The 24,845-nt window shown below is 43.8% G+C and carries 18 protein-coding genes; 10 read left to right on the forward strand and 8 right to left on the reverse strand.

What is annotated here, in order from left to right; translation table 11 throughout:
- Nucleotides 1–81 precede the first annotated feature (81 nt).
- Nucleotides 82–2,529, reverse strand: a complete 2,448-nt coding sequence (locus D2U88_RS05375) for a M14 family metallopeptidase (RefSeq protein ID WP_119639283.1) — start codon at nt 2,527–2,529, stop codon at nt 82–84.
- 161 nt (nt 2,530–2,690) lie between these two features.
- Between D2U88_RS05375 and bshC the strand changes: the two genes are divergently transcribed.
- Nucleotides 2,691–4,292, forward strand: coding sequence for a bacillithiol biosynthesis cysteine-adding enzyme BshC (gene bshC / locus D2U88_RS05380; RefSeq protein ID WP_119639284.1), 1,602 nt, complete (start codon nt 2,691–2,693; stop codon nt 4,290–4,292).
- 226 nt (nt 4,293–4,518) lie between these two features.
- On the opposite strand, the gene D2U88_RS05385 is transcribed toward bshC, so the two are convergent.
- The 3 genes from D2U88_RS05385 to pgmB form a co-directional block, all read right to left on the reverse strand.
- On the reverse strand, nt 4,519–6,483 hold the full coding sequence (locus D2U88_RS05385; RefSeq protein WP_119639285.1) for a thiol-activated cytolysin family protein: 1,965 nt from the start codon (nt 6,481–6,483) through the stop codon (nt 4,519–4,521).
- A gap of 221 nt (nt 6,484–6,704) precedes the next feature.
- Nucleotides 6,705–8,552, reverse strand: coding sequence for a tetratricopeptide repeat protein (locus D2U88_RS05390; RefSeq protein WP_119639286.1), 1,848 nt, complete (start codon nt 8,550–8,552; stop codon nt 6,705–6,707).
- Between the two features lie 82 nt (nt 8,553–8,634).
- Complete coding sequence (pgmB, locus tag D2U88_RS05395; protein WP_119639287.1) at nt 8,635–9,294, reverse strand: beta-phosphoglucomutase; 660 nt, start codon at nt 9,292–9,294, stop codon at nt 8,635–8,637.
- Nucleotides 9,295–9,497: 203 nt separating this feature from the next.
- Between pgmB and guaA the strand changes: the two genes are divergently transcribed.
- From guaA to D2U88_RS05420, 5 genes are all read left to right on the forward strand, one after another.
- Nucleotides 9,498–11,030: a glutamine-hydrolyzing GMP synthase gene (guaA, locus tag D2U88_RS05400; protein ID WP_119639288.1), complete on the forward strand. Its 1,533-nt coding sequence runs from the start codon at nt 9,498–9,500 to the stop codon at nt 11,028–11,030.
- Nucleotides 11,027–13,168 carry a LysM peptidoglycan-binding domain-containing protein gene (locus tag D2U88_RS05405; protein ID WP_119639319.1) on the forward strand — a complete coding sequence of 714 codons (2,142 nt, stop codon included), beginning with the start codon at nt 11,027–11,029 and terminating at the stop codon, nt 13,166–13,168. The genes guaA and D2U88_RS05405 overlap by 4 nt, the downstream gene beginning before the upstream one ends.
- Nucleotides 13,146–13,550, forward strand: a complete 405-nt coding sequence (locus D2U88_RS05410) for an OsmC family protein (protein WP_119639289.1) — start codon at nt 13,146–13,148, stop codon at nt 13,548–13,550. The genes D2U88_RS05405 and D2U88_RS05410 overlap by 23 nt, the downstream gene beginning before the upstream one ends.
- Nucleotides 13,538–14,074: a DUF922 domain-containing protein gene (locus D2U88_RS05415; protein WP_119639290.1), complete on the forward strand. Its 537-nt coding sequence runs from the start codon at nt 13,538–13,540 to the stop codon at nt 14,072–14,074. Before D2U88_RS05410 ends, D2U88_RS05415 begins: the two co-directional genes overlap by 13 nt.
- A 153-nt stretch (nt 14,075–14,227) precedes the next feature.
- A complete protein-coding gene (locus tag D2U88_RS05420) occupies nt 14,228–15,286 on the forward strand; it encodes a family 20 glycosylhydrolase (RefSeq protein WP_119639291.1) in 1,059 nt (352 codons plus the stop codon).
- 10 nt (nt 15,287–15,296) lie between these two features.
- Here D2U88_RS05420 and D2U88_RS05425 read toward each other — a convergent pair whose 3' ends face one another.
- From D2U88_RS05425 to D2U88_RS05435, 3 genes are all read right to left on the reverse strand, one after another.
- A complete protein-coding gene (locus D2U88_RS05425; RefSeq protein ID WP_119639292.1) occupies nt 15,297–16,256 on the reverse strand; it encodes a sugar phosphate isomerase/epimerase family protein in 960 nt (319 codons plus the stop codon).
- A gap of 107 nt (nt 16,257–16,363) precedes the next feature.
- Nucleotides 16,364–16,942, reverse strand: a complete 579-nt coding sequence (locus tag D2U88_RS05430) for an NAD(P)H-dependent oxidoreductase (RefSeq protein ID WP_119639293.1) — start codon at nt 16,940–16,942, stop codon at nt 16,364–16,366.
- A gap of 136 nt (nt 16,943–17,078) precedes the next feature.
- Nucleotides 17,079–17,942, reverse strand: a complete 864-nt coding sequence (locus D2U88_RS05435) for a hydroxypyruvate isomerase family protein (protein WP_119639294.1) — start codon at nt 17,940–17,942, stop codon at nt 17,079–17,081.
- Between the two features lie 43 nt (nt 17,943–17,985).
- On the opposite strand from D2U88_RS05435, the gene D2U88_RS05440 reads away from it, so the two are divergent.
- The 4 genes from D2U88_RS05440 to D2U88_RS05455 all read left to right on the forward strand — a co-directional run bounded on the left by D2U88_RS05440 (nt 17,986) and on the right by D2U88_RS05455 (nt 22,485).
- The gene (locus D2U88_RS05440) at nt 17,986–18,228 is read left to right on the forward strand and encodes a DUF3820 family protein (protein WP_119639295.1); all 243 of its coding nucleotides are present in this window, start codon (nt 17,986–17,988) and stop codon (nt 18,226–18,228) included.
- 49 nt (nt 18,229–18,277) lie between these two features.
- Nucleotides 18,278–19,912, forward strand: coding sequence for a CTP synthase (locus tag D2U88_RS05445; protein ID WP_119639296.1), 1,635 nt, complete (start codon nt 18,278–18,280; stop codon nt 19,910–19,912).
- A 65-nt stretch (nt 19,913–19,977) separates the two neighbouring features.
- Nucleotides 19,978–21,858: a membrane protein insertase YidC gene (gene yidC, locus D2U88_RS05450; protein ID WP_119639297.1), complete on the forward strand. Its 1,881-nt coding sequence runs from the start codon at nt 19,978–19,980 to the stop codon at nt 21,856–21,858.
- Nucleotides 21,859–21,939: 81 nt separating this feature from the next.
- On the forward strand, nt 21,940–22,485 hold the full coding sequence (locus D2U88_RS05455; RefSeq protein WP_119639298.1) for a DUF6515 family protein: 546 nt from the start codon (nt 21,940–21,942) through the stop codon (nt 22,483–22,485).
- Nucleotides 22,486–22,780: 295 nt separating this feature from the next.
- On the opposite strand, the gene D2U88_RS05460 is transcribed toward D2U88_RS05455, so the two are convergent.
- Nucleotides 22,781–24,646 (reverse strand): fasciclin domain-containing protein, encoded by a 1,866-nt coding sequence (locus D2U88_RS05460; RefSeq protein WP_119639299.1) that lies wholly within the window; start codon nt 24,644–24,646, stop codon nt 22,781–22,783.
- Between the last annotated feature and the right edge of the window lie 199 nt (nt 24,647–24,845).

Here is a 24,845-nt window from a genome sequence, read left to right on the forward strand (position 1 = left end):
ACTATTAAATATACAAAATTTTGGATAGCAATGAAAATCCGATATTTGGAACTAAGTTATTTAAAATCAGTTAAGAAGGTTTTATTCTACCATGAATAGGGCGTTGGCGAAAAACAGCTTGCCATTTTCCCAAAAACCTCGGAACAGAGGGTTGTCCACCATATAGATTACTTGACCGCGGCCAACACCCTCGGTGCCAAAAACCAATGATCCCGAAATTTGTTTTTGGGCCTCACTTCCTGCAAATCCAGAGAAAGGTTTGGCATCTTTTTCTAAGTAAACAGCGCTGCCACCTTGTAAATAATCGTAACTGGAGCTTCCTAGTTTTAAGGTGAAATAGTCCTTACCATAACCATAGGCCAAAGGATTGGTATTGTCTACTTTTGTTTTGAAAATGGCCCCAGTGATAGCACTTTTGATACCTTCTCGTTCCCAATCCTCATAAGGCTTAGGTTGGGTTTCCCCTGAATCCTTCTCCATTTCCTTTTTCTTGATGCCGAAGCCTTTGTCACCATCAATGGCATCAATGGCTCCGCCCATGGCAATGATCTTGCCTCCCTGGCGCACCCAGTCCTTTAAATCGGCAAGTTGACTTTCGTTGAAATAGCTCCCGTATCGGCCATCGGGAAGGATCAGAATATTGTATTCCCCAAGATCTACTCTTTTGGCGTAATCACCATCCAAAACCGTTATGGGATAATGGAGTTGCTGTTCAAAAAAGTGCCAGATTTCTCCAAAACGTAGAGTGGAGGTCGGTTCACCCGATAAGATAGCAATCTTAGGTTTGGTAATCATCTGCACATAAGAAGAACCAAAATCTTTTCCTGCATCTACAAAACCTGTGCTCACGGGAGTTAGGTTCTTTTGGAATTTTTGGGCAGTGGTCTGAAGGATTTCAGTAAAATCCGCTTTGTTCTCATTGTCCGATTTAGTGATGATAAGGGTTCCCCTTTCAAAGGACTTTCCTTCCATCTTGAAGGGGAGATTGGCCTTACGCACCCGAACCCCTTCTTTGATCAAAGTGGCCAAGAACTTGGCGTCCTCTATGCTATTCCAATCGGTTAGGTAAGCGTAGGTATTCTTGTCCACAAGAGTTGAAACCATATTTTCCTTGGCACTTTGTGGTGCAATCAATGTAGATGAGGCTATAGCATCAAGACCGTAGGCGTAGGGTAGGGACCATGCTGTGATATCATAGGTCAAGGAATCCGAAAGTTTGGCATTGGGCTCGAACAATACCGTAACCAAAGTTCCTTTGGGTTGATTGGTGGAAACCACCATACCATTGCCATTAACGGACATGCTTCCACTCTTTCCTGTGGCATATTCATGGCCTTTGTAGGAACCGCTCGCTAGATTACCATATTGGATATGGTGTTTTTCCAAAAGGGATTTCAAGGATTTTAACTTGTCCTCATCTCCCTTCAATACGTAGCTCTTGTATTTGAAATTTTGGTTTTTGTAGAATTTTTTGAATTCCTCATTCAATTTTGCTGCATTTTTGGACGATACCTCCACTGTGGAAATGCCAGTGGTATAGTGGTGCGCAATCCTATCCTTAAGGGTCAGGGTGTCTCCATTTGCAGTGATAATACCCAGACCGGCCCTTCCGCCGCCGCCTTGCTCATAAGTCATCCCGATGGCGCCATTATAAATGGGGTAAGTGTCCCCGTAACTTGGGTATAACAGGTCAAAGACTTCTTTGGTAAAATAAAACCAACCATTGGCATCAAAATATTTGGCATGGTTGCGGCCCAAGGTCACTTGAAAGTCACGCTGGAAATCGGTAATGACCTCATGATAAGGCTCTGCTGCTGGGGCAAAGTAGTAGGGATTGTTCACCCCTTGCTCATGGAAATCTACATGCACGTGAGGCATCCATTGGTTGTACATTTTTAACCGTTGTTGACTTTCCACCTGCGTCAACCAAGCCCAATCGCGGTTCAGGTCGAACATATAGTGGTTGCTTCGGCCACCCCACCAACCCTCATGGTGTTCCTTACTATTGGGATCCACTTGGTTGGGTGTGTTTTTATATTGATTGTACCAGTTGCTGTAGCGGTCCCGCCCATCAGGATTGATACAGGGATCCATAATCACCACAGTATTTTCAAGATAAGAACTTTTGCTGGTCAATAATTCATAAATCGTCTTCATGGAAGCCTCCGTGCTCACACTTTCGTTCCCGTGCACATTATAGCTCAACCAAACAATGGCCTTATCAGAAGTTCCCTCACCATTGGTTTCTTTCAAATGTTCCAACCGGATGGTTTCCAAATTGGAAATGTTTTCTGCGGAGCTTACATAGGCAACGATCAAAGGCCTACGTTCATTGGTCTGACCGTAAACGGTAAGTTTTACCCTGTCGGGAGCGGCTTTGGCCAAATATTCGTAATAATCTACCACTTCGTTGTGACGGGTAAATTCGGTTCCCAATTCATACCCCAAAAATTCGGAAGGGGATTTTAACTGTTGTGCGGAAAGGGTAAGGGAAAAAAGAAGAATGAGGGAAAATAAAAATCGGGTCATGTTTGGTTAAATTAGTTGAATTTCAAATCTACTAATAAATTGGTCGTGACACCTAATTTTTATATGGAGGGAACGGTAGAAATGCAAAAAATGCAATTAACGTATTTTTAGGACGACTAAAAGAGAAGTACGTTATCTTTGAACACCTCATTACAGTTTGAATGGATATAGATTGTATACCCTTTAAGGAAACAGGTTATTTTTCCAAACTTATTTGCGATTATCTAGACCAACACGAAGACCTAAGACCATTCTTCAACAGGTATCCGAAATTGGAGAATTTTGCGGGACAGATCCAAGAAAAACAGACAAGTTTCCCCAAAGACCATAGGAAAGTTTTGGTTGATGCCTTGCAGAGACAATATCAGGAAACCACAATTTCCGAAGCAACCTCTGAACATATTACACGTCTGGCCGATAGTAAAACCTTTACGGTGGTCACGGGCCACCAATTGAACCTGTTCACAGGGCCTTTGTACTTTCTGTATAAAATCGTTTCCACCATCAATCTGGCTAAAAAACTAAAAGATACGTATCCGGATTACCATTTTGTTCCCGTGTATTGGATGGCTACCGAGGACCATGATTTTGATGAAATCAATTATTTCAACCTACATGGCAAGAAAATCCAATGGAACAAAAAGGCCAAGGGTGCCGTGGGGCGTTTGTCCACAGATGGGTTAGATCAGGTGTTTGACACCTTTGCTGCAGAGGTTGGTCAGTTTGGGCAATCTGAAGCACTTAAAAAAATATTCCAACAAGCCTATTTGCAGCACAATACCCTTGCCGAGGCTACTCGGTTTTTGGCCAACACCCTTTTTGGCGAACAAGGTTTGGTCATTGTGGATGGTGATGATGTCCAATTGAAAAAATTATTGGTGCCCTATGTCAGGAAAGATATTTTTGAGCAGATTCCTTTTACCAAAGTATCGGAAAGCATAGCCGAACTGAGCAAGGTATCCTCGGATTACACCATACAGGTGAACCCACGTGAAATCAATTATTTCTACCTGAAAGATGGCCTACGCGAACGCATTGTGGAGAAACAGGGCAAGTACCACGTCATCAATACCCATATTGATTTTACCCCTGAAGCTTTGGAGAAGGAATTGGAAAACCATCCCGAACGATTTTCACCCAATGTGGTGACAAGGCCCTTGTATCAAGAAGTGATATTGCCTAATCTTTGCTATATCGGTGGAGGAGGTGAGTTGGCCTACTGGTTGGAACTTAAATCCTATTTTGAGGCACTTGGGGTACCCTATCCCATGTTGATGCTCAGAAACTCGGCATTGGTCATCACGGAAAAGCAATCTCAAAAAGTGGAGAAACTTGGTCTTAAGATTTCCCATTTGTTTTTGAAGCAGCATTCCCTGATCAACAAGAAAATCCGTGACATTTCCAACATCGATATTGATTTCTCTCCCCAGAAAAAGCTGTTGGAGGAGCAATTCAAGCATTTGTATAAATTGGCCGAGCAGACCGATGAAAGTTTTTTGGGAGCGGTGAAAGCGCAGGAAGTCAAGCAGAAAAAAGGTTTGGATGCCTTGGAGAAGCGTTTGTTGAAGGCGCAAAAGAGGAAATTGAAGGACCATGTGGTACGGTTGACCGAACTTCAGAACGAGTTGTTCCCCAACAAATCCCTTCAAGAACGCCAATGGAACTTTTCCGAACTCTATCTTGAAATGGGAGACAGCTTTATCCCCATATTGTTTGAAACACTAGATCCTTTCTGTGAGAAATTCATTATTTTGAAACATTAGGTAATTCCTTTAAAAACAGGTTCTTAGGAAGAAAATCAAAATAATTTGAAAATTTTTGAAAAACTAGGTAGGGTATTTTGCTACTTGGTTGTTCCATTAATGAAAATTGCTATGAAAAAGTAAATATTTTGAGTTGGTTAACTCATATGTTTAGGTTGGTTTTGATTTTATTTAAAAGCCCCGGAGTGGTTCCCGGGGCTTTTTTTATGCTAACTCAATCTTTGTGCTATCTAATGACCCAGGGTCCTTCAAAGCGATCTTCACCAGCCGTTGCCGATGAGAACCATTCCATGATTTCATCCCCTTCTTTGTTCACAAAAAGGAATCGTACGCTGGAACCACCTATATTGAACTGGGTGGCTGCACCTACCTCATCAAACAGGGCGCCATGGTTTTCAATACTCAAGGGGTCTCCGAACCACTCATTGGAGGCTTTGGATGACCCCCAACTGCCACCACTAGCGGAACTGTAGACTTGGTATTCATCCCCATCCTGTCCAAAAAAGGCCATGGATGAAACCCCTACTTTTACCGCTGCACCAATTCCCTGGGTAGCGAGGTTGAAGTTTCCACTATCACCAAAAGTTTCGTTTACCAAGATAGGATTGTCCGCCGTTCCAATCGGTTCCGTTGGTAATTGGTTGTTGGCCGTATAATTGGTCAATCTGAATATTTGTAATTGGAACCCATCACCGCTGAAGACGTATAATCGCGGGGCAAGGTTGTCTGCAAATAGGACGGCTGCCCCAACACTTCCCAACTGAAGGGCGCCCAAGGGTGCATCGGGGTCTGTGATGTCAAAAATTCTTCTGTCCCCATCACTCAGGATACCTGGTGTATTGCCATTGAACCAAGCATATTGGGTTCCCGCTTTGTTGAAAATGAGTACATCACTGTTCCCCAATTGTGCCATGGCACCGATGCCATCCTCAAAAAGATCTAAAAGGCTACTGTAGAGTCCTGGTGGCAAAACACCCTTCAATTCACAATTCTTTACAGTGTATTTGGTAGCCAAATTAGTACTCACCACTACGCTGGGGTCTTCCAGGCTATTCACTACATAGGAGAGGGGCAATCCCCCCGAAATATCACTGGAAGCGGCAAGACGGTCTACAATATCCTTTAAATTGTCCACGGCATCTTCCCCACCAAAGGTGGCACCCACGGCGTTCAAGGTGCCTTCAGAATCTCCACCGTAGGCAATCACTTTAACGGATAAATTGTTGAACTCCCTCAGCGATTCAATATCCACACTTCCGCTAACTTTTCCTGCAACGGCATTGTAAGAGCCTTTCAGGGCAAATTCCATGTCCTCAGCCGATGCGGTCGACTCATAAAGCATGTAAAAAATACGTCCATAGGTCACTGATGAAACAAAGGTTGCCGGATTATCCGATTGAATATATTTGGCGAGTTGTTCCCCCGTTACGCTCGCATCGAAAACTTCATCCAAACCGGTAGGCTTTACGTAGCTCATGGTGTAATAGGCTTGGGTCAATTTTACCAAAACACTGCTATATTCGGAACTGGTGTTGTATGAAAAACTGGAACTTACTTTGGTGGTCAAGGTGGATGCCTTCAAGCCCATTTCCAAGGCCAATTGCTCTTTCGAGTTGATGGCCACAACATCCAAGGTGAAATTAGCTGGGGTGATGTCCCCATTCTGTGCAATGACATCGTTCATGGCCTGTTGTACGGTACCTTGATCCACAACATCCACGGTGACCGTAGCTTTTGGGTTGCCGGTCACCAAATTATAGGTAATTTTTCCGCCAGCACGTTTCACAACAATGTCCGATGGTGTTGCATTGTCCAAGGTTTTGCCCTGTAAAAGATTCCCGGGCCATATAACAGATGCATTGGTATTGTAGAGGGGGAAGGTATGGGTGCCACCTGTAATGTCCACTTCCTTTTCGGTGCACACCCAGCGTTGTTCCACATTTTCACCGCTCTCCTTTTTATCATAATCCTCGTTCGTTGATTGCTCCGTGCCCTCAACTTCCGTTTCTGTGGTAGTGGGTGGAAATTCTTCGAACCCATCACCACTGGCCACCACCTCGGCAACGGTCATCGGTTTATCTGGATCAGGGTTCGGGTCGGTAGTACCATCACTATCCTTGCTGCATCCCAGAAAGAGGATGATTAAGGTCAGGGTCAAAAATCTGCTGTACAATTTCATGGTTGTTTTCATGATTCTGATGTTTTGTGGTTAAACTTGATTGTTGTTTTGTGCGACTCGCCCGGTAACGGTCTGCAGCCCTTAGCCGAGCAAGACCACAAAACTGCTGTGTCAAAATCAATGACGGAACAAACATAAAATGCTGATTTTTAGGGATGAAATATGGAAGGTGGACAAAAGGTGGACACCCCCATTTTAGTAAAGGGACATCAAGTGGACAGCCAGGAGTGTTATTAGAGGCTTAAAACCAGGTCTTGGAGAGAATCTTCGGTGGCGATGTTCAATTTTTTGCGAAGTCTGTATCGTGCCTTTTTGATGCCTTCTTGTGAAATGTTCAGGATATTGGCAATCTCTTTGGAAGAAAGGTTCATCTTGAGCAAAGCCAGCAATCGCAGTTCATTGGCAGTGATATCTGGAAATCTGGCCTTTACATTGCTATTAAAATCTTTGTGGACCTCTTCAAAATATCGGGAAAAATTTTTCCAATTGTTATCGTCCTGTAGGTCAAAATCAATGGTACGGATGAGTTGTTGGTATCCATTTTTGGAAGCATCGGTTTGCTTCAATGCTTCGGCTTTTTGTTTTAGGTCTTCCAAAACCTCGTTTTTTTTGGCCAAATGCAAAGCATGTGTGGTGAGTTCCTTCTTTTTAAAAGCCAGCTCAGCATCTACCTTTTCCTTTTCCAATTTGTTCCGTTTCAATTTCTGGCGAATACCATAAAAACCGAACCCAAAGACTAACACCGACAATCCAAGTCCAACGCCCAAGAGTAGTTTTTGTAAATTGCTGACTTTGGCCTCTTGCTCCAATAATGCGATCTGCTGTTCTTTCTTTTCGGTCTCGTAAATGGTTTTGAGCTCTTCCGTGGCCTTGGAGCGCTTCAAGGTGAAAATGGAATCACTGATGGATTTGTTCATTTTGAAATTGGTCAAGGCTGCATCATAATCTTTCAAACTTTCAAGGGTTTCGGCTTTGGTCAAATACACCTTGGCCAAAATTTCGGGATCTTGTAGCTGTTTTCCAATCTCCAAGCTTTTGTCAATGTTGGTCAGGGCCTTTTTCAACTCCCCCTGTTTATGGTAAGTCCTACCCAAATATAACAGCGATGTGGCCTCATTGTAAGGGGAACCTATGTCTTTCCAAGTGGTCAGACTTGATTCAAAATCCACAATGGCGTCAGGATAGGCTTCCCGGGTAAATTCCAGCAGGCCTTTGTTGAAGTAGGCCCTTGCAATGTTGGAGGTGTATTCCAGTTTCTGGGAAAGCTCCAAAGCGAGGTCCAGATCTTTTTCCGCAGAGTCCAATTGATGTAATTTGATTTCTGAGTCCGCCAAATAATTTAGGACTTGTGCCCAGCTTTGATCGTTTTCCACTTTTTGGTAGTGGGCTATGCTTTCTTCAAAAATGGCAATGGCCTTTTCGTGATCTTCTGTGGTCTGGTATATGGTACCAATTTGAAACAGGTCTTCTGCCATTCTAAAATCGTCGTGCAAAGCCTCATGGATTTTCAAAGCTTTTTGGGTCTCCAGAAGTGCAATATTAAAAAAACCATTAGTCATACCTATTTTTCCTTTTAGTAGGTAGGCATTGCCCAAATGAAGGGAGTCATTAAATTTTTTAAAAACGGGAATGTTCTGGTCCATGATGGCATTCGCACTCTCCGTATTGCCTTGGTAATGGTCCAGAATCCCAATGTTGTGCCGAATCACCGAAGCCCGAAGTGTATCGCCAAGTTCTAGGGATTGGTCTACCGAATAGTTGAGGTACTGTCGGGCAGAGTCAATTTTACCGAGTCGGTAATAGTAATTGGCCTTTTGAGCGTATAATTTGGCCACACCCTTGTCATTTTTACTTTTCTGGTACAACGCTTGGGCCTTTTCCAAGTATTCCAGAGTTTTGTTGGGATCGTTGTACATGGTAAGATCGGACAGTTCCAGAAAATTTCGAGCCGCAACGGTGTCAATCTTCGTCTGTCTGATGACCTGGAGGATGCTATCGATTTTTTTTTGATTTTCCTGACCCCAAACATTGGCAAATAGACCAATAAAAAAGAGCCAAGCTAGACTGGTGTGGGGTTTCATGGAGGTTGAATTATCCTCCTAAAATAGCAATTTACTACAACTTTTTGAACAAGAAGCGGTTACACTTTGTAGTATTTGCTTTTTAAAAAAACTCCGAAAAGAACGACTTGACCTCGAAAAAAGTGGCCTCTTTCATGGAATCGAACCTGACCTCCGCGTGGCCCACTCTTTCTGCCGGACCAATACCTACACTATGAAAACCACCGGCTATGGCTGCATCGATGCCTTTTTCGGCATCCTCGAATACCACACAGTTACTGGGTTGCAATTTCAATTTTTCGGAAGCATACAAAAAGATATCTGGGGCTGGTTTGCTCTTGGCAACACTATTGCCATCCCCAATGACATCAAAAAAATGGGTAGCATTGAGTTGTTGGAGTACTTTGGAGGCATTTTTACTGGCACTGCCCAGTGCAACCAAGAATCCTTCTTGGCGTAAATGTGTCAATAGTTCTTTGGCACCCGGTAAGTAATCGTTTGGAGTCATGGTGTCCAAACTGGCCACATAGATATCATTTTTCTTTGTGGCAAGGGCAACTACGGCATCATCGGTGAGGGAAACATGGTTGTGGTCCATGATTACTTTTATGGAATCCATTCGGGAAATCCCCCTAAGCTTTTCATTGAGTTCACGGTCAAAATGCCAGCCCATTTCGTCCGACAGTTTTTTCCACGCTTCATAATGGAGCTCCGCCGTATCGGTGATCACCCCATCCAAATCAAAAATGAATCCCTTGATCATGGTTCGGTTATTTCAGTTTGCAAAGAAATGACGAAAACTTTTAAGAAAAAAACTACATTAGGTTATGTTCTTTAAAGTTTATACCGATACGCTCCAAAAGAAGTGTCGCTTTAAAGTGTTCCCCCTTTCTTACGTTGAAAAAGTTGTCATAAATATCCATTAAAAGATACTTTTCCAACTAAACCAAATTGCTATTTTTGCCCATGCATAACAACGTACTTATTCTAGACTTTGGTTCCCAGTACACCCAATTAATCGCCAGACGCGTGAGGGAACTCAACATTTATTCCGAGATAAAACCCTTTAACAAACTGCCCGAAGACCTGTCCGATTACAAGGCTGTGATTCTTTCTGGGTCACCTTCATCGGTACGGTCGGAGCAGGCACCGCACCCCGATCTTTCGGAAATCAAGGGAAAAAAACCCTTGCTGGGTATTTGCTATGGAGCGCAATATCTGTCCCATTTCAACGGGGGTAATGTGGCACCATCCGCTACCCGCGAGTATGGTAGGGCCAATTTATCCTTCGTGAAAAATGATGAAGAATTTTTAAAAGGATTGCACCAAGGAAGTCAAGTTTGGATGAGCCATAGCGATACCATTAAGGAACTTCCCAAGGGCGGTGTTCGCTTGGCCAGTACACATGATGTGGAAAATGCAGCTTTCAAGATCGATGGCGAAACTACTTATGGCATACAGTTTCACCCCGAGGTGTACCATACTACTGACGGTAAGAAGTTGCTTGAAAACTTTTTAGTGAACATTGCCGGATTAAAACAGGACTGGACACCCGATGCTTTTGTGGAAACCACTGTAGAGGAATTGAAAAAGGAAATCGGGGACGATAAAGTAATCCTAGGATTGTCCGGTGGAGTGGATTCCAGTGTGGCAGCCATGTTATTGCACAAGGCCATTGGGGATCATCTCCATTGTATTTTTGTGAACAACGGTCTTTTACGCAAGAATGAGTTTGAAAGTGTTCTGGACCAATACAAGCACATGGGCCTTAATGTGAAGGGAGTGGATGCTTCGGCACGTTTTTTGGATGCTTTAAAGGGGGAATCCGACCCAGAAGGGAAAAGAAAAATCATTGGGAGGGTCTTTATTGAAGTTTTTGATGATGAGTCCCACAAAGTGGAAAATGCAAAATGGTTGGCCCAAGGAACCATTTATCCTGATAGGATTGAATCCGTCTCGGCAAGTGGTGGTCCTTCCGCAGTGATCAAAAGCCACCATAATGTTGGTGGGTTACCGGATTATATGAAATTAAAGGTGGTGGAACCCTTAAAAATGTTGTTCAAGGATGAGGTGAGAAGAGTGGGAGCCAGCATGGGGATGTCCCCAGAAATTTTGGGCCGACACCCATTTCCAGGGCCTGGTTTGGGAATCCGTATCTTGGGCGATATTACTGCCGAGAAAGTGGCCATTTTGCAAGAAGTGGATGCCATTTTTATTGAAGGTTTAAAAAAATGGGGACTTTACGACAAGGTTTGGCAGGCCGGAGCCATGCTTTTACCCGTAGATAGTGTAGGGGTGATGGGAGATGAGCGTACCTATGAGAAATGTGTGGCGCTCCGAGCCGTGGAAAGTACCGATGGTATGACGGCCGATTGGGTAAATTTACCCTACGAGTTCCTGCAAAAGACCTCGAATGATATAATAAACAAGGTTAAGGGCGTTAATAGAGTAGTGTACGACATTAGCTCAAAACCACCTGCAACTATAGAATGGGAATGAAAAAAATAATTTTAAGACTGGTTTTGGCGGTTCTTTTTTTGGCCGCAATTCCAGTTTCCGCGCAAAACTATACCACACATGCCGTAAAGGAAGGGGAGACGCTACAGAGCATCTCGCAGAAATATAGGGTTACCCCATACTCCATCCTTCAGGCCAACAAAGAGATCAAGAGTGCCGCCGATGTAAAGGTGAACACCATCTTGGTCATTCCAATCAATGGTAATGCCACCATTGAGAAAAAGGAAGAGAAAGTTGAGCAGGAAGAAATAAAACCTATCGGCTTTACCCGGCACAGGGTTCGCAAAAAAGAAACTCTTTTTGGGCTGACCCAGAAGTACAAAATCACCGAGGAACAGTTGAAGCGCTATAACCGCGAATTGTACTCCGAATCCCTTAAAAAAGGTATGGTACTTCAAATTCCCAAGTTTCCTGAAGTGGATCCGAACGAGGATAAGGAACTGGATTTTGAAACCTATGTGGTGCAACCCAAGGAAACCCGATGGAGTATTGCCCACAAATACGGGATCACAGTGGATAGCCTTCTACTTTTGAATCCGGAGTTGGTGAAGAACACGGATTATTTGGCGGCCGGTCAAGAACTGAAATTGCCAAGACCCAAGGGGGATAGCCTTAAGGAACAGAAAGTGGAACTGTTCACTTCTTATACCGTTCCTTCAAAAATGACATTATATAGTTTGGGTAGGGAATATGGCATTCCTTCAGATTCCATTGTGAAGCTGAACCCTGAGATTATGAAAGAGGGGGGGCTCAAGGAAGGAATGGTCATTCGTCTGCCCAAAAAACGAAGCGATGCAGGGGTGGTCAACACCGAAAACTTCATCTTTTACGAAGTAAAACCCAAACAGAATATATTTAGGATTACCCAAAACCTGAAAATTTCGAGAGAAGAACTGTTTCGTCTGAACCCTGATCTGGAAAATGGTCTGAAAGCTGGAATGGTGCTTAAACTTCCCAAAGAAAAGGCTGCTGGGCTGGAGGTGAAAAACGCTTTGGTACTGGACAAGGTAAACCTTGTGGACAGTATTGATGTGGCCAACAGGCCCAAGCTGGTATTCATGCTTCCTTTCAGACTGGACAAAGTAAACCTGAACGATCGGGAAAAAGCGGAAGGCCTTATAAGGACCCGTAGAGATCTGAATCTAAGTCTTGGTTTTTATACAGGTGCCCTGATGGCCTTGGATTCCATCAAAAAGTTGGGTGTTTCGGTCGATGTGAAGACCTACGATACCGAATTGAGCCAAGCCAAGGTTAAAGAGATTCTGTTTAGGGACAATCTGGCTGGGGTAAGTGCCATCATTGGTCCGGTTGTCTCGGGAGCTTTGGATGAAGTGGCGGTCCATGCGGCTACCAAGAACATTCCGGTAATCGCACCGATTACTTCCGATAGCCAATTGAGCCATGGTAATGTGTTCTTTTCGGTACCAAGGGATGCAGTTTTGCGCGATAAGATGCTTTCTTATATGAAGAAGATCTATAAGAATGAAAATGTGATCATCATTGCAGATTCTACGCATCAGGTGGCGCATGATTCTATTTTAGGTAAGTTTCCAGCGGCACAAATAGCAAAAATAATCGACAACAGATCTTTGCACTTGGATGAGTTCCTGATTAAACTATCCGAAGACAGGGAAAACTGGGTGTTTTTGGAAACGGACCAACCCAATATGGTGTCCAGTGTTACCTCTATTCTTAACTCTGCCAATACAGGCGACATAAAAGTACGTATGTTCACCACAAGTTATAATGGTGCTTTTGAGGATGAGGCAGTTTCCAAGACGCATCTATCCAACTTAAAGTTTACTTACCCATCTTTTTATAGGGAGGTAGGGGAAGATACCTTCACTAAAGCTTATGAAAAAAGATTCAATGGCAATCGCCCCGATCGTTATGCAATCCGTGGTTTTGACGTTACGTTCGATGTGTTGTTAAAATTGGCACACAAGAACAACCTTTTTGAAACTTCCAAGATTATAGGACTTACCGAATACACGGGCAATAGTTTTGATTATTTCAATGACTGGACCTCTGGATATTTTAACAAGGCTTGTTACATCATGGAGTATGAGGATTTGCAAATCAAAGAAGTAAAACTGGATGACCTCAAAAGTAACCTATAACGGAAACCTGAGGACCACATGTGTACACGTGAGGTCTGGAAATAAATATATTACGGATGCCCCCATTGACAACAACGGCAAGGGAGAGGCATTTTCCCCAACGGATACGGTGGCCACTGGCCTGGCCAATTGTATGATGACCATGATGGGGATCAAGGCCCGTGACCTTGGGGTAGACCTTACCGGTTCCACTGCAGAAGTGACCAAACACATGGCGGCCAATCCAAGACGGATTTCTAAAATAGAGGTCAAATTGGAGATGCCTGCCGATGTTTCTGAAAAAAACCGGAAAATATTGGTGCACACCGCCCAAACCTGTCCTGTACACTACAGCTTGCATCCAGATATAGAAAGAGTAATCGATTTCCATTGGGTAAAATAATTTCCATAGGATGTTTTTTGTTCCTCAGCTTTTTGGGATTTGCACAAGAAATTGAGGAAGGAATCCTTTGGAATGAAGGCAAGCGGCTCAGTTGGTCGGATTTTAAGGGCAAAGTGCCCCCAGCGGCCGTCCCTGCGGCGACTACTGCCAGCGGCATCAGCTATACGTATTCTGCCAATTTATTGCACCATGAGGTAAAGTTGGATTTTGAGGTAAATGCCTATTTCTATCCCAACGAGTCTTGGCACAAGCCAGAACAGTGTACGGACAATACCTTGGCGCACGAGCAACTCCATTTCGACATTGCAGAACTGTTCGCCCGAAAAATGCGTAATCGGTTACGTCGTACTTCATTTTCTGATGATGTAAAGGCTGAAGTCCGTAGAATCTATCAGGACATTCTTCAGGAATTAAAGGATTTTCAAGATCAGTATGATTGGGAGACCAATTTTTCCAGAAACTTGGAAAAGCAATTGGAATGGAACCAAAAAATTACTGAATCATTACAAGAAGAAAGAGAGTAATGCATCGGGCAATCCCATCTCCATAAACCATATTTTTGAATTTTGATTACATTCAGGGCATAGATTTGCAAACTATCTGTTTGAACCGGAGTCTTTTTATTTAGATCTTGCAATCCTGTTGTTCAAAAAACATAACCGATCTAAACTACACACATGAAGAAGATATATCTTGTATGGTTGCTATGTATGGCTTCCATCCTACATGCGCAAAACGATAGTCTACCTTTGAGAGGTTTGTCCATTGCCGCTCCCCAAAAAGAGAATGTGGCCCGTTTTGTGAAATTCATCAATGAGGAATTGGGTCCCAGAAAAGTGAACACCTTGGTGTTGCGGGTAGAGTACAACTTTAAGTATACATCGCATCCAGAACTTGTTTCCGAAAATCCCCTTTCCCAGCAAGATGTGGATGCCATTCTGAATGCTTGTCAGAACAATAATATTAAGGTCATTCCCCAAATCAATCTGTTGGGACACCAATCCTGGGCCAGCAGTGTTGGAAAATTATTGGAGGTGTACCCTGAATTTGATGAAACCCCGAACGTTACAATTCCCGAGAAATATGAATGGCCCAATGATGACGGTCTGTATTGCAAAAGCTATTGTCCACTGCACCCTGAAGTACACAAGGTGGTTTTTGATTTGGTGGATGAGATTACGGCAGCGTTTAAGACGGATGCCTTCCATGCTGGGATGGATGAGGTCTTCTATATCGGTATGCCAGAATGTCCACGGTGCAACGGAAAGGACAAAGCAGAGCTGTTTGCAGGAGAGGTGACCAAGATCAGGAACCACTTGGCGCAAACAGGAAAACGCCTTTGGATTTGGGGTGACCGATTGATTGATGGTAAGACCACGGGTTTGGGTATGTGGGAGGCCAGCATGAACACTACCTACAGGGCCATAGATCTTATCCCCAAAGATGTGATGATCTGTGATTGGCACTATGAGCGTCCAGACCCCACGGCTGTCTACTTTGCCATGAATGGTTTTGATGTGGCCACCTGTTCTTGGCGTAAACCCGAAGTAGCCCTTGAACAGCAGCAAATGTTAGTGGAGTTAAGGGATAATGCCACCAAGGAAATGCAACCCCGGTACCGGGGAATGCTGCATACCTCTTGGACCAGTGCTTCCAATTTTTTGGATATGTTCTATGAGGAAAATCCAAAAGAGGATAATGATGCCACTACTTTTAAGGCGCTTTTCAGCAAATAAAGCCACTTTTTTACATAGTTCTCAAATAATCAATACTTTTCTTTAAGGCCAATCTGGGGTTGTCCACCAGATCTTGTTCCACAAAAAAGTGTTTTACGCCCGACTGTTGTGCCTGATGTACGATGGCAGGAATGTCCATGGCACCATTGCCCACAGTGGTCATTAACGGCCAAAGATCGATCCATTGGTCGGCAGTGCCCCCATCCCCTTTAAAATGGGTAATTTCCTTCATGTCCTTCAAGTGCAGGGCAATATATCGGCCGGGATTGGATTTTAGGAGTTCAACAGGGTCCATGCCACCGGCAGTGGTCCAATAAATGTCCATTTCAAAAACCACAAGGTCTGGATCCGTGTTCTCTAGAAGAAGGTTCAGCGGAATTTGGCCCTCCATTTCGTGTAACCCATAGCCATGGTTGTGGTATAAAAATTTAAACCCTTCCTTTTTGGCATTTTCCCCAATTTTATTGAATCGGTCGGCCATGCGTTTATAGTCGTCCAAGGTTTGTCTCAATTCATCCGGAATAGCGGACATGCCCAAACATTCCATGCCCAAGGTGCGAACTGCTTCGCCAACTTGGGACATATTGGTTTCCAAGGTCACAATGTCGATATGGCCCGAGGTAGCCTTCAGTCTATATTCATCTAACAAGGCCTTGAATTCCTTGGCGGTTTTTCCGAAGAATCCACTTCCGTTGAAACCCAAACTAGGGGTTATCTGTTTCCACCGCTCCTGTGCCGCATATGAGCTAAAAGGGTATGGCCCATAAATTTCTATTTCCTTGTATCCCATTTGGTGGAGCATGGCCAAACTGCCTGCAAGGTCCTGTTCTAACATTTTGGGTAGGGAAAATAGCTGGATCCCAATGTTGTCCAATCCCTTTTCAGTAGGGGTGGCACAGGCGCCAAGGCTCATAAACATCGTGGCACTGGAGGCCAAGGCGGTACTTTGGATAAATTGTCGCCGTTTCATAAATGTAGTTGTTTAGTTGGTTTTTGTGCAATTCCTCAATTGGGGCCATGGCCCCCAACCATTTACTAATGTACTATTTCTATGGTAGCAATCCTATTTGGAAATGATCAGGATGTTGTGGAAGGTATTTGGTTGATGATTCTCGAAATCCACCTTTGCCTTTGTGCTTCGTTCAGGTATTTCATCCTTGAAATCCTTGTGACCTTTACAGGGGATATCCCACAAAATTGCATGGTGGCCCGTTTTACGGATTTTAGATCGCTGTTCCCGTACATCCATCGAATCCAGTATTTTGGGGCATCGCACGTAATGATGATTTCCCCGGACCTGCCTTTTAGAAGTTTGTCCCAAAGCGGGTCCTTTTCATGATATTTATAGGCAAAGCCAGAATATAATGTTCTATCAAAAAATCCTTTGAGAAGGGCGGGGACAGCACCCCACCAAATAGGATAGACGATTACCCATTTATTGCACCACAATATATTTTCCTGAGCCTTTTTCAGGTCGGGCTCCAAATCCTGTACAACTTTGTATCCTTTCCACAGTATAGGATCAAACTGCATTTCCCCCAGTTTTTGAACCCTCACTTCGTGGCCCTTTTTCTGCGAGTGTGCACTATAAGCGTCAACTATTTGACCATTAAAACTACTGGAATCGGGATGGCCCAACAAGACAAAGATTTTCATGGCACATTTTCTTTTCGAGTAAAATTATACTCAAATCAAATCCTGTGTCATGATAAATATCACAACATCAAAAGGATAGGATTAAATGGACCTTTATTGATGGAAGCAGAAGCAAATTGAATCAGTTGGCTGAAAGTCAAACATCACACCTCATGAACCCATCTTTTAGGGCTGCAATGGGATCTTCCCAAGTAGTGATGTACTCTTGTGCCACATAACCTTTAAACCCAGTGGACATAATAGCCTTGATAATGGCAGGATAATACAATTCCTGGGTTTCATCGATTTCATGGCGACCTGGAACACCTGCGGTATGATAGTGCCCAAAATAAGGATGATAATTTTGGATGCTTCGGATAATATCGCCTTCTTGGATCTGCATATGGTAGATATCGAACAAGAGTTTGAAATTATCGCTTCCCAAATGTTTGCATAGCTCCACGCCCCACAGACTTTTGTCGCACATATAATCGGGATGGTTTATTTGGTTAAAAAGCTCCATTTGAATCACAACCCCATGTTTTTCGGCCAAGGGAATGATCTGAGAAAGTCCGTCCACACAATTTTGAAGGCCCACATAATCGTTCATGCCATTGCGGTTGCCACTAAAGCAGATGAGGTTGGTGTATCCGTTTTCTGCCACTTGGGGAATGATTTCCGTATAATTTTTAATGAGTTGTTCATGGTATTTGGGGTTGTTCCATCCTTCAGTAAGACTGATCTCCGCCCCGTTACACATGGAGCAATGGATGTCATATTTCTTCAACAAGGGCCAATCTTTGGGACCGATCAAGTCGATGGCCTTTATCCCCAGTTCGTTCAGGGTCTTTAAAAAATCCTCCAACGGAATATCATCAAAACACCATTGGCAAACGCTATGGTTCACATTGTTCTTCAATTTGAATTCTTTGGTCTGCCCCTGGCCGGACGCCATGGCGGAAGTGGAAGCCAACCCTGCAGACCCGATGGCCGCAGTGGCTATAAAATTTCTACGTCTCATTATACGGATTTGTTATTCGAAAGATAGTACATTAGAGCTATAAATGGAAATCAAACCCGATTCAAAAGAGCTTTTGGAGCTTGCCCATTATAAGATGCCTTATGGAAAATACAAGGGGCGCTATTTGGTAGATTTGCCCTTGCCGTATTTGGTCTGGTTCCAACAAAAAGGATTTCCAGAGGGCAAGCTGGGAAAGTTCTTGAACATTATGCTCACCATTAAGGATAACAACCTGGAACCCATCATCAGAAAACTTCAAAAAGAATTTCCTCGGCAATCTTCCTGATTTCTGCGCGGCAATTTGTAACTTTACGCCCCGTAATAGAAAGATCAATATGTCACAGACCAAGTACATTTTCGTTACGGGAGGCGTTACTTCTTCTTTGGGTAAAGGAATCATCGCCGCATCCTTGGCCAAGTTGCTACAGGCCAGGGGATACCGGACCACCATACAAAAATTAGATCCCTACATCAACGTAGATCCAGGAACATTGAATCCGTATGAACACGGGGAATGTTATGTGACCGATGATGGTGCCGAAACCGATTTGGATCTTGGTCACTACGAACGTTTTCTGAATGTACGCACTTCCCAAGCCAATAACGTGACCACGGGTAGAATTTACCAAAGTGTCATTGAAAAGGAACGAAGGGGGGAATTTTTGGGAAAAACCGTACAGGTAGTACCCCATATCACCAATGAGATCAAGGAGCGTATCCAGATTTTGGGCAAGAGCGGCGATTACGATATTGTCATCACTGAAATTGGGGGTACGGTGGGTGACATTGAGTCACTACCTTATATTGAAGCGGTGCGTCAATTGCTTTGGGAATTGGGAGAGCACAACGGAATTGTGGTACACCTTACCTTGGTGCCTTTCTTGGCAGCTGCTGGGGAATTGAAGACCAAACCCACACAACACTCCGTAAAAACGTTGATGGAGAGCGGGATCAAGGCCGATATTTTGGTTTGCCGAACAGAGCACGAAATTTCTGATGACATCAAATCCAAGTTGGCTCTTTTCTGTAATGTGAGAAAAGAAGCCGTAATCCAATCCATTGATGCCTCTACCATTTATGATGTACCTGTTTTAATGCAGGAAGAAGGCCTGGACACCGTTACGTTGGAAAAGTTGGCATTGCCCAATACCAAAGAACCGGATCTGACCCAATGGAAAGAATTTTTGAAACGACACAAAAATCCAAAGAACAAGGTCACTATTGGTTTGATTGGGAAATATGTGGAATTGCCCGATTCCTATAAATCCATACAAGAAGCATTTATACATGCCGGTGCCACCAATGAGGTAGAGGTAGAGGTACGTTCCATACATTCCGAACATCTGTCCGTGAAGAACGTCGATAAAAAATTGATGGGATTGGACGGTATTTTGGTCGCTCCCGGTTTTGGCGAGCGCGGTATTGAAGGTAAGGTAAAGGCAGTACAATATGCCCGTGAGAACGATATTCCGTTTTTGGGTATCTGCTTGGGCATGCAAATGGCGGTCATTGAATTTGCCCGAAATATTTTGGGCTTGGAAGGTGCGAATTCCACCGAAATGGACAAGGACACCCCATATCCTGTGATCAGTTTGATGGAGGAACAGAAAAACGTAAAGGATAAAGGAGGTACCATGCGTTTGGGAGCTTGGGACTGTCATTTGAAACCGGGTAGCCTAGCAGAGGAGGTGTATGGTGCTTCTGATATTTCCGAACGACACAGGCATCGATATGAATTCAACAACGAGTACAAACAACAAATGGAAGATGCCGGTCTGGTCGCCTCTGGATTCAACCCTAAAACCGGACTTGTGGAAGTGGTGGAAATACCATCGCACCCTTGGTTCATAGGGGTACAGTACCATCCGGAATACAAGAGTACCGTGGCAAACCCACATCCTTTGTTTGTAGGCTTTGTAAAGGCAGTTTTGGCACAGAAACAAAAACAAAAGAATGCCAGTTTGGCATAAACTGCGGTTTTGGACATATATTTGCCACCGGAAATACCGATAAAGATTTCTACTAAATAATTTTCATGGAAGAAAAGAAGCTGGATATCAATTCCATTATTGGATTTGTACTGATTTTTGGGATACTCATTTTCATGTTTTACCAAAATCAGCCCACCCCAGAAGAGTTGGAGGCCCAGAAAGCAGAGCAGGAGCAAGTTGAGGCAGAAGCAAAGAAAGTTGAGGAAGAGGCCCAAAAACCCACCATCAAGGAAACCCAAACCATCAATCTTAATGATTCCACGGCAGTTGCCGAATATAAGAGTGGTGTAGGAGCATTTGGCTTCAGTGCCGTTTCCGATGGGACCACCAAGTTGGAAAACGAGGTGTTGTATTTGGAAGTTTCCAACAAAGGAGGACAGATCGTGGAGGCCAGGATGAAGAACTTTGTCACTTACGATTCCGTTCCTGTGTATTTGGTAAAGGATGGCAATGCCAATTTTGCCTTGAATTTTACCACTTCGGACAATAGGGTCCTTAATACCGCCGACCTTTATTTTGAACCAAGCTTTTCGAAAAGTGGGGATAACCACGTCCTTTCCATGAAAGCCAAGGTGGCAGACAATCAGTTCTTGGAGTATCGGTACGAAATGAAACCCAACGAATACCTCGTAAACTTTACGGTACGTTCCCAAGGATTGAACGGTGTGTTGAACAGCAGCAAGCCGGTTACTTTGGAGTGGGAACTGAAAGGTATCCGCCATAGCAAAAGTGTACGTTACGAAAACCGTTATACCCGCTTGACGTACAATCACGAAGATGGAAAAATCAGTAAGCTTTCCGAGAACAGTGATTTGGATGAGGAAACCGTGGAAGATGTAAAATGGCTGTCGTACCGTCAGCACTTTTTCAGCTCCATTTTGGCTACGGATGACCATTTGGAATCCGCGCAGCTTAGCTCCAAGAATTTGGTGGAAGAAGAGAGCAAGGAACTCCATTTCACCAAGGAGTATAACACAAAGGCCTCTTTAAAATTGCAAGGTGGGGAACTCTCACAAAGCATGTATTGGTACTACGGCCCTACCGATGTAAAAGTATTGGATGATTACAAGGATTTGGGTTTGGTCGATACTATTCCCTTCGGATGGGGGATTTTTGGATGGATCAACCGATATGTTTTTACACCATTATATGGATTTTTGAGTTCGTTCCTACCCTTCGGGATAGCCATCATCGTCATGACCATATTGGTGCGTTTGGCCATGTCGCCCGTAACCTATAAGTCCTATCTCTCACAGGCCAAGATGAAGGTATTGAAGCCTGAGATCGCTGAAATCAACGAGAAGTATAAGGACAATGCCATGAAAAAGCAGCAAGAGACCATGAAGGTCTATAACAAGGCAGGTGTCAGTCCTATGAGTGGATGTGTTCCGGCTCTATTGCAACTGCCTATCTTTTATGCCTTGTTCATGTTTTTCCCGACCTCTTTCGCCCTAAGACAAAAATCGTTCTTGTGGGCACAAGATCTTTCATCATATGATGCAATTATCGAATGGACAACCAACATTCCATTTATTTCAAAATTTTATGGAAATCACGTAAGTCTGTTCCCTATATTGGCATCCATAGCCATTTTCTTCTACATGCAGATGACCACGGGTCAGAGCATGCAGATGCAGCAACAGCCCGGTATGCCCAATATGAAGTTCATCATGTACCTATCTCCGATCATGATGTTGTTCTTCTTCAACAATTATGCAAGTGGGTTGAGTTTGTACTATTTCATCTCCAACCTGATTACCATTTTTATCATGTTGGTGATCAAGAACTACATTTTGGACGAGGAGAAGATCCATGCACGGATCCAGGAGAACAAGAAGAAGCCGAAAAAGGAGAACAAGTTCCAGCGCAAGATGCGTGAAATGATGGAGCAGGCCGAACAACAAAAGAATTCAGGAAGAAGGTAACGTTGTTGAATTAATGTCCTGCCCCGATTAAACCTTTGGTTTAGATTGGAGTCTTAGGCCTGTAACCATTAATTCAACAATATGAAAAATCTAAAACTGATATTGTTTTTGTTTGCCCTCTTTTTTGTGGGCACCACTGAATATGCCGAGGCACAGGTCGTGACCAGGCATGAAAAGAGAGTGGTACGCAGAAAAGTGCGTAGACATAACCGTAGGGTCGTCCGCAGGACATTGCGACGGTTGCCGGCCAACACCAGCCCCATTGTTTACAGAAAGATTTCCTATTATCCCGTTGGTGGTATGTATTATGTGTACCGCAAAGGCATTTATGTGAGAACTTTCCCTCCAAGGGGATTTCGATTGAGAGTCATGCCGACCACGGCAGTCATCATTACCGTTCGTGGCACTCGGTACCATTATGCCGATGGAGTTTTCTACCAACCGATTAATGGAGAATACGAAGTGGCCCCTCCACCCATAGGAGCTGTGGTAAAGGAGTTGCCCGAAGATGCTGAGGAAATCGATTTTGATGGGGTCACCATGCACGAACTCAATCAGGCCGTTTACAAGGAAGTGGAAAATGGATATGAAATCATTGAGGTGCTCGAAGACGATATGGACCAATAGTGTTTTCTCGGCAGTTTGATCAGGACATAAAAAAACTCCCTCAAGAACTTTGGGGGAGTTTTTCATTTCTGGTTTAGTTTGGAAAGATTTGGGACTCCAAAGATGCGGCAACTTCCCTGCTAAAAAAATTAATAGTTGTCAAAAGCATTGTTTTTGTAGTGAAAATATCCCTGTTTTGATGTGTCATCGATGAACGGTATTTCCACTACGATAAAAGGCCCTTACTACAATGTGTAATGAGGGCCTTTAGATTCAAATTTAAAGCTGTCTACTGTCTATATTGTAAATCCATAGATCAGTTTGTGGTATCGGGGATCAATACCGTATCAATTGCATGAATCACACCATTGATGGCCTGCACATCCACTGCAATAACACCAATTCCGGTGTTTCCGGCGCCGTCCGTAATATCGGCAATGTTATCCCCGGTTCCTGGAAGACTGAAGGTAAGGGCATCACCCTCCAAAGTGTTGGCTGTTGCGCCATCACTCAAGTCTCCTGATCGAATGTTGGCGCCAGCGACCACATGGTGCTGCAAAATTGGGATTAAGTCAGCCTCTGCTGGAATACTGGGTAATGCTTCAAATGCCGTATTGGTTGGTGCGAATACGGTAAACGGGTCGCTACCTGAACCACCCTGAGCGGATAATACACTTACAAAATCAACGCTTGGGGTCAATTCGGTCAAAGCTTGCACCAAAGTTGAAAAATTTGGGTCGGCCACAGCAAAAGTTACCACGGTTGGTAGATCGATTACGGCATCAACAACATGGATGACACCATTGGATGCTACGATGTCGGGAACTATAACGTTGCTTGTTCCATTCAAGGTCACCCCATCATCCGTATTGATGTAAAGACTTAGATTTTCATTAGTGGCAAATTCCGCGGCCGTGTTCACATAAGAATTGGACAGACCATCTGAAAATGCAGCTGCTCCTACAACCACATGGTTGGATAGAATGGCGTTCAAATCGTTTCCATTTGGATTTGTAAAGGCGGTGAATGCATCATTATTGGGTGCAAAAACCGTGAAATCTTCGTCTTCGTTGGATAAAAGATCCGTAAAGACCGTGTTTCCACCATTGGTCAACGCCCCTACTAAAGAGGAGAGGTTGGGGTTGGCAACCGCATGGTCCACTATGTTAGGGATGTCAATGACAGCGTCCACAACATGCACAATTCCGTTCAACGCTTTTACGTCGGGAACTTGTACAGTGGCTACCCCATTAAAGGTTACATCTGTGGTCGCATCAAAATAAAGGCTCACATTTTTATCACCTGCCCCCGTTGCCAAGGTCTTGGCATACCCAGACCCAAGGCTGGCCAAATCTGATGAGGTCACGGTTCCACTGATCACGTGATTCAAAAGAACGTTGGTCAAAACGTCTGTTGGGATATCGCTCAATTGGGCTCCATTCAAGAAGGCATCAAAGGCTTCATCTGTAGGGGCCAAAACGGTGAAGGGTCCATCACCGCGGAGAACCGTAGGTAAATCCCCGTCCGCTGCTTGGAGTGCAGCAACCAAGCTTTGTAGATTTTCGTTGCCCAATGCCAAATCGGTAATGGGCACTAAAATAATATCGGACAGTTCATCCAAAATAGCCTGTGGAAGCAGTACTTTGTCAATAAGGTGCACCACACCGTTAGAGGCCACAACATCTGCTGTGGTTACCCGTGCGTCCACATCTGTGGCATCACCTATGAATACCCCTCCCGATGTTGAAACCGACAGAGTTGAACCCTGTAGCGTGGTTATGGTCTGTCCATCGCTCAGATCCGATGATAGCACTGCTGCCCCAGGAACAACATGGTAAGTTAATATGACGGCCAACAGATCCTGTAATTGTTGGGTGCTGAAATCGTCAAGGGAATCAAAACCATCCAATTGGGCCAAAAGATCGGCAAAGGCATCGTTTGTAGGTGCAAAAACCGTAAAAGGTCCTTCACCACTCAAGGCGGTGATTAGATCGTTATTGGCACTTTCATCGGCTTTTTGAAGCGCACTTACCAAAGTGCTCAGGTCTGACGTGGCCTGCGCCGTAGCCACAATATCAAGCTGTGTTTTGGGCGGATTCGGTTCGTCGTCATCGGAGCAGGAAACCATACTCAGCATAAATAGGACAAAGGTTAATCTTGCAATTTTTTCTAGAGTTTTCATGTGCTTGTGAAATATTTTGTTTAACTATTTAAAAGTATGTTTAAACAAAATAAATACAATACTGTTTAACATTTAAGTAAAAAAGTTTAACAAAATTTTTTCTCATTCTATGAGAGTTAGCATTTTCGACATACTTTTTAGGACAAGGCAGAAACTATTTTTTATTCCATGCATTTCGTATTTTTGTACCCTTAAAACA

The sequence above is a fragment of the Flagellimonas aequoris genome (assembly GCF_003584165.1).
Lineage (GTDB): Bacteria > Bacteroidota > Bacteroidia > Flavobacteriales > Flavobacteriaceae > Flagellimonas > Flagellimonas aequoris.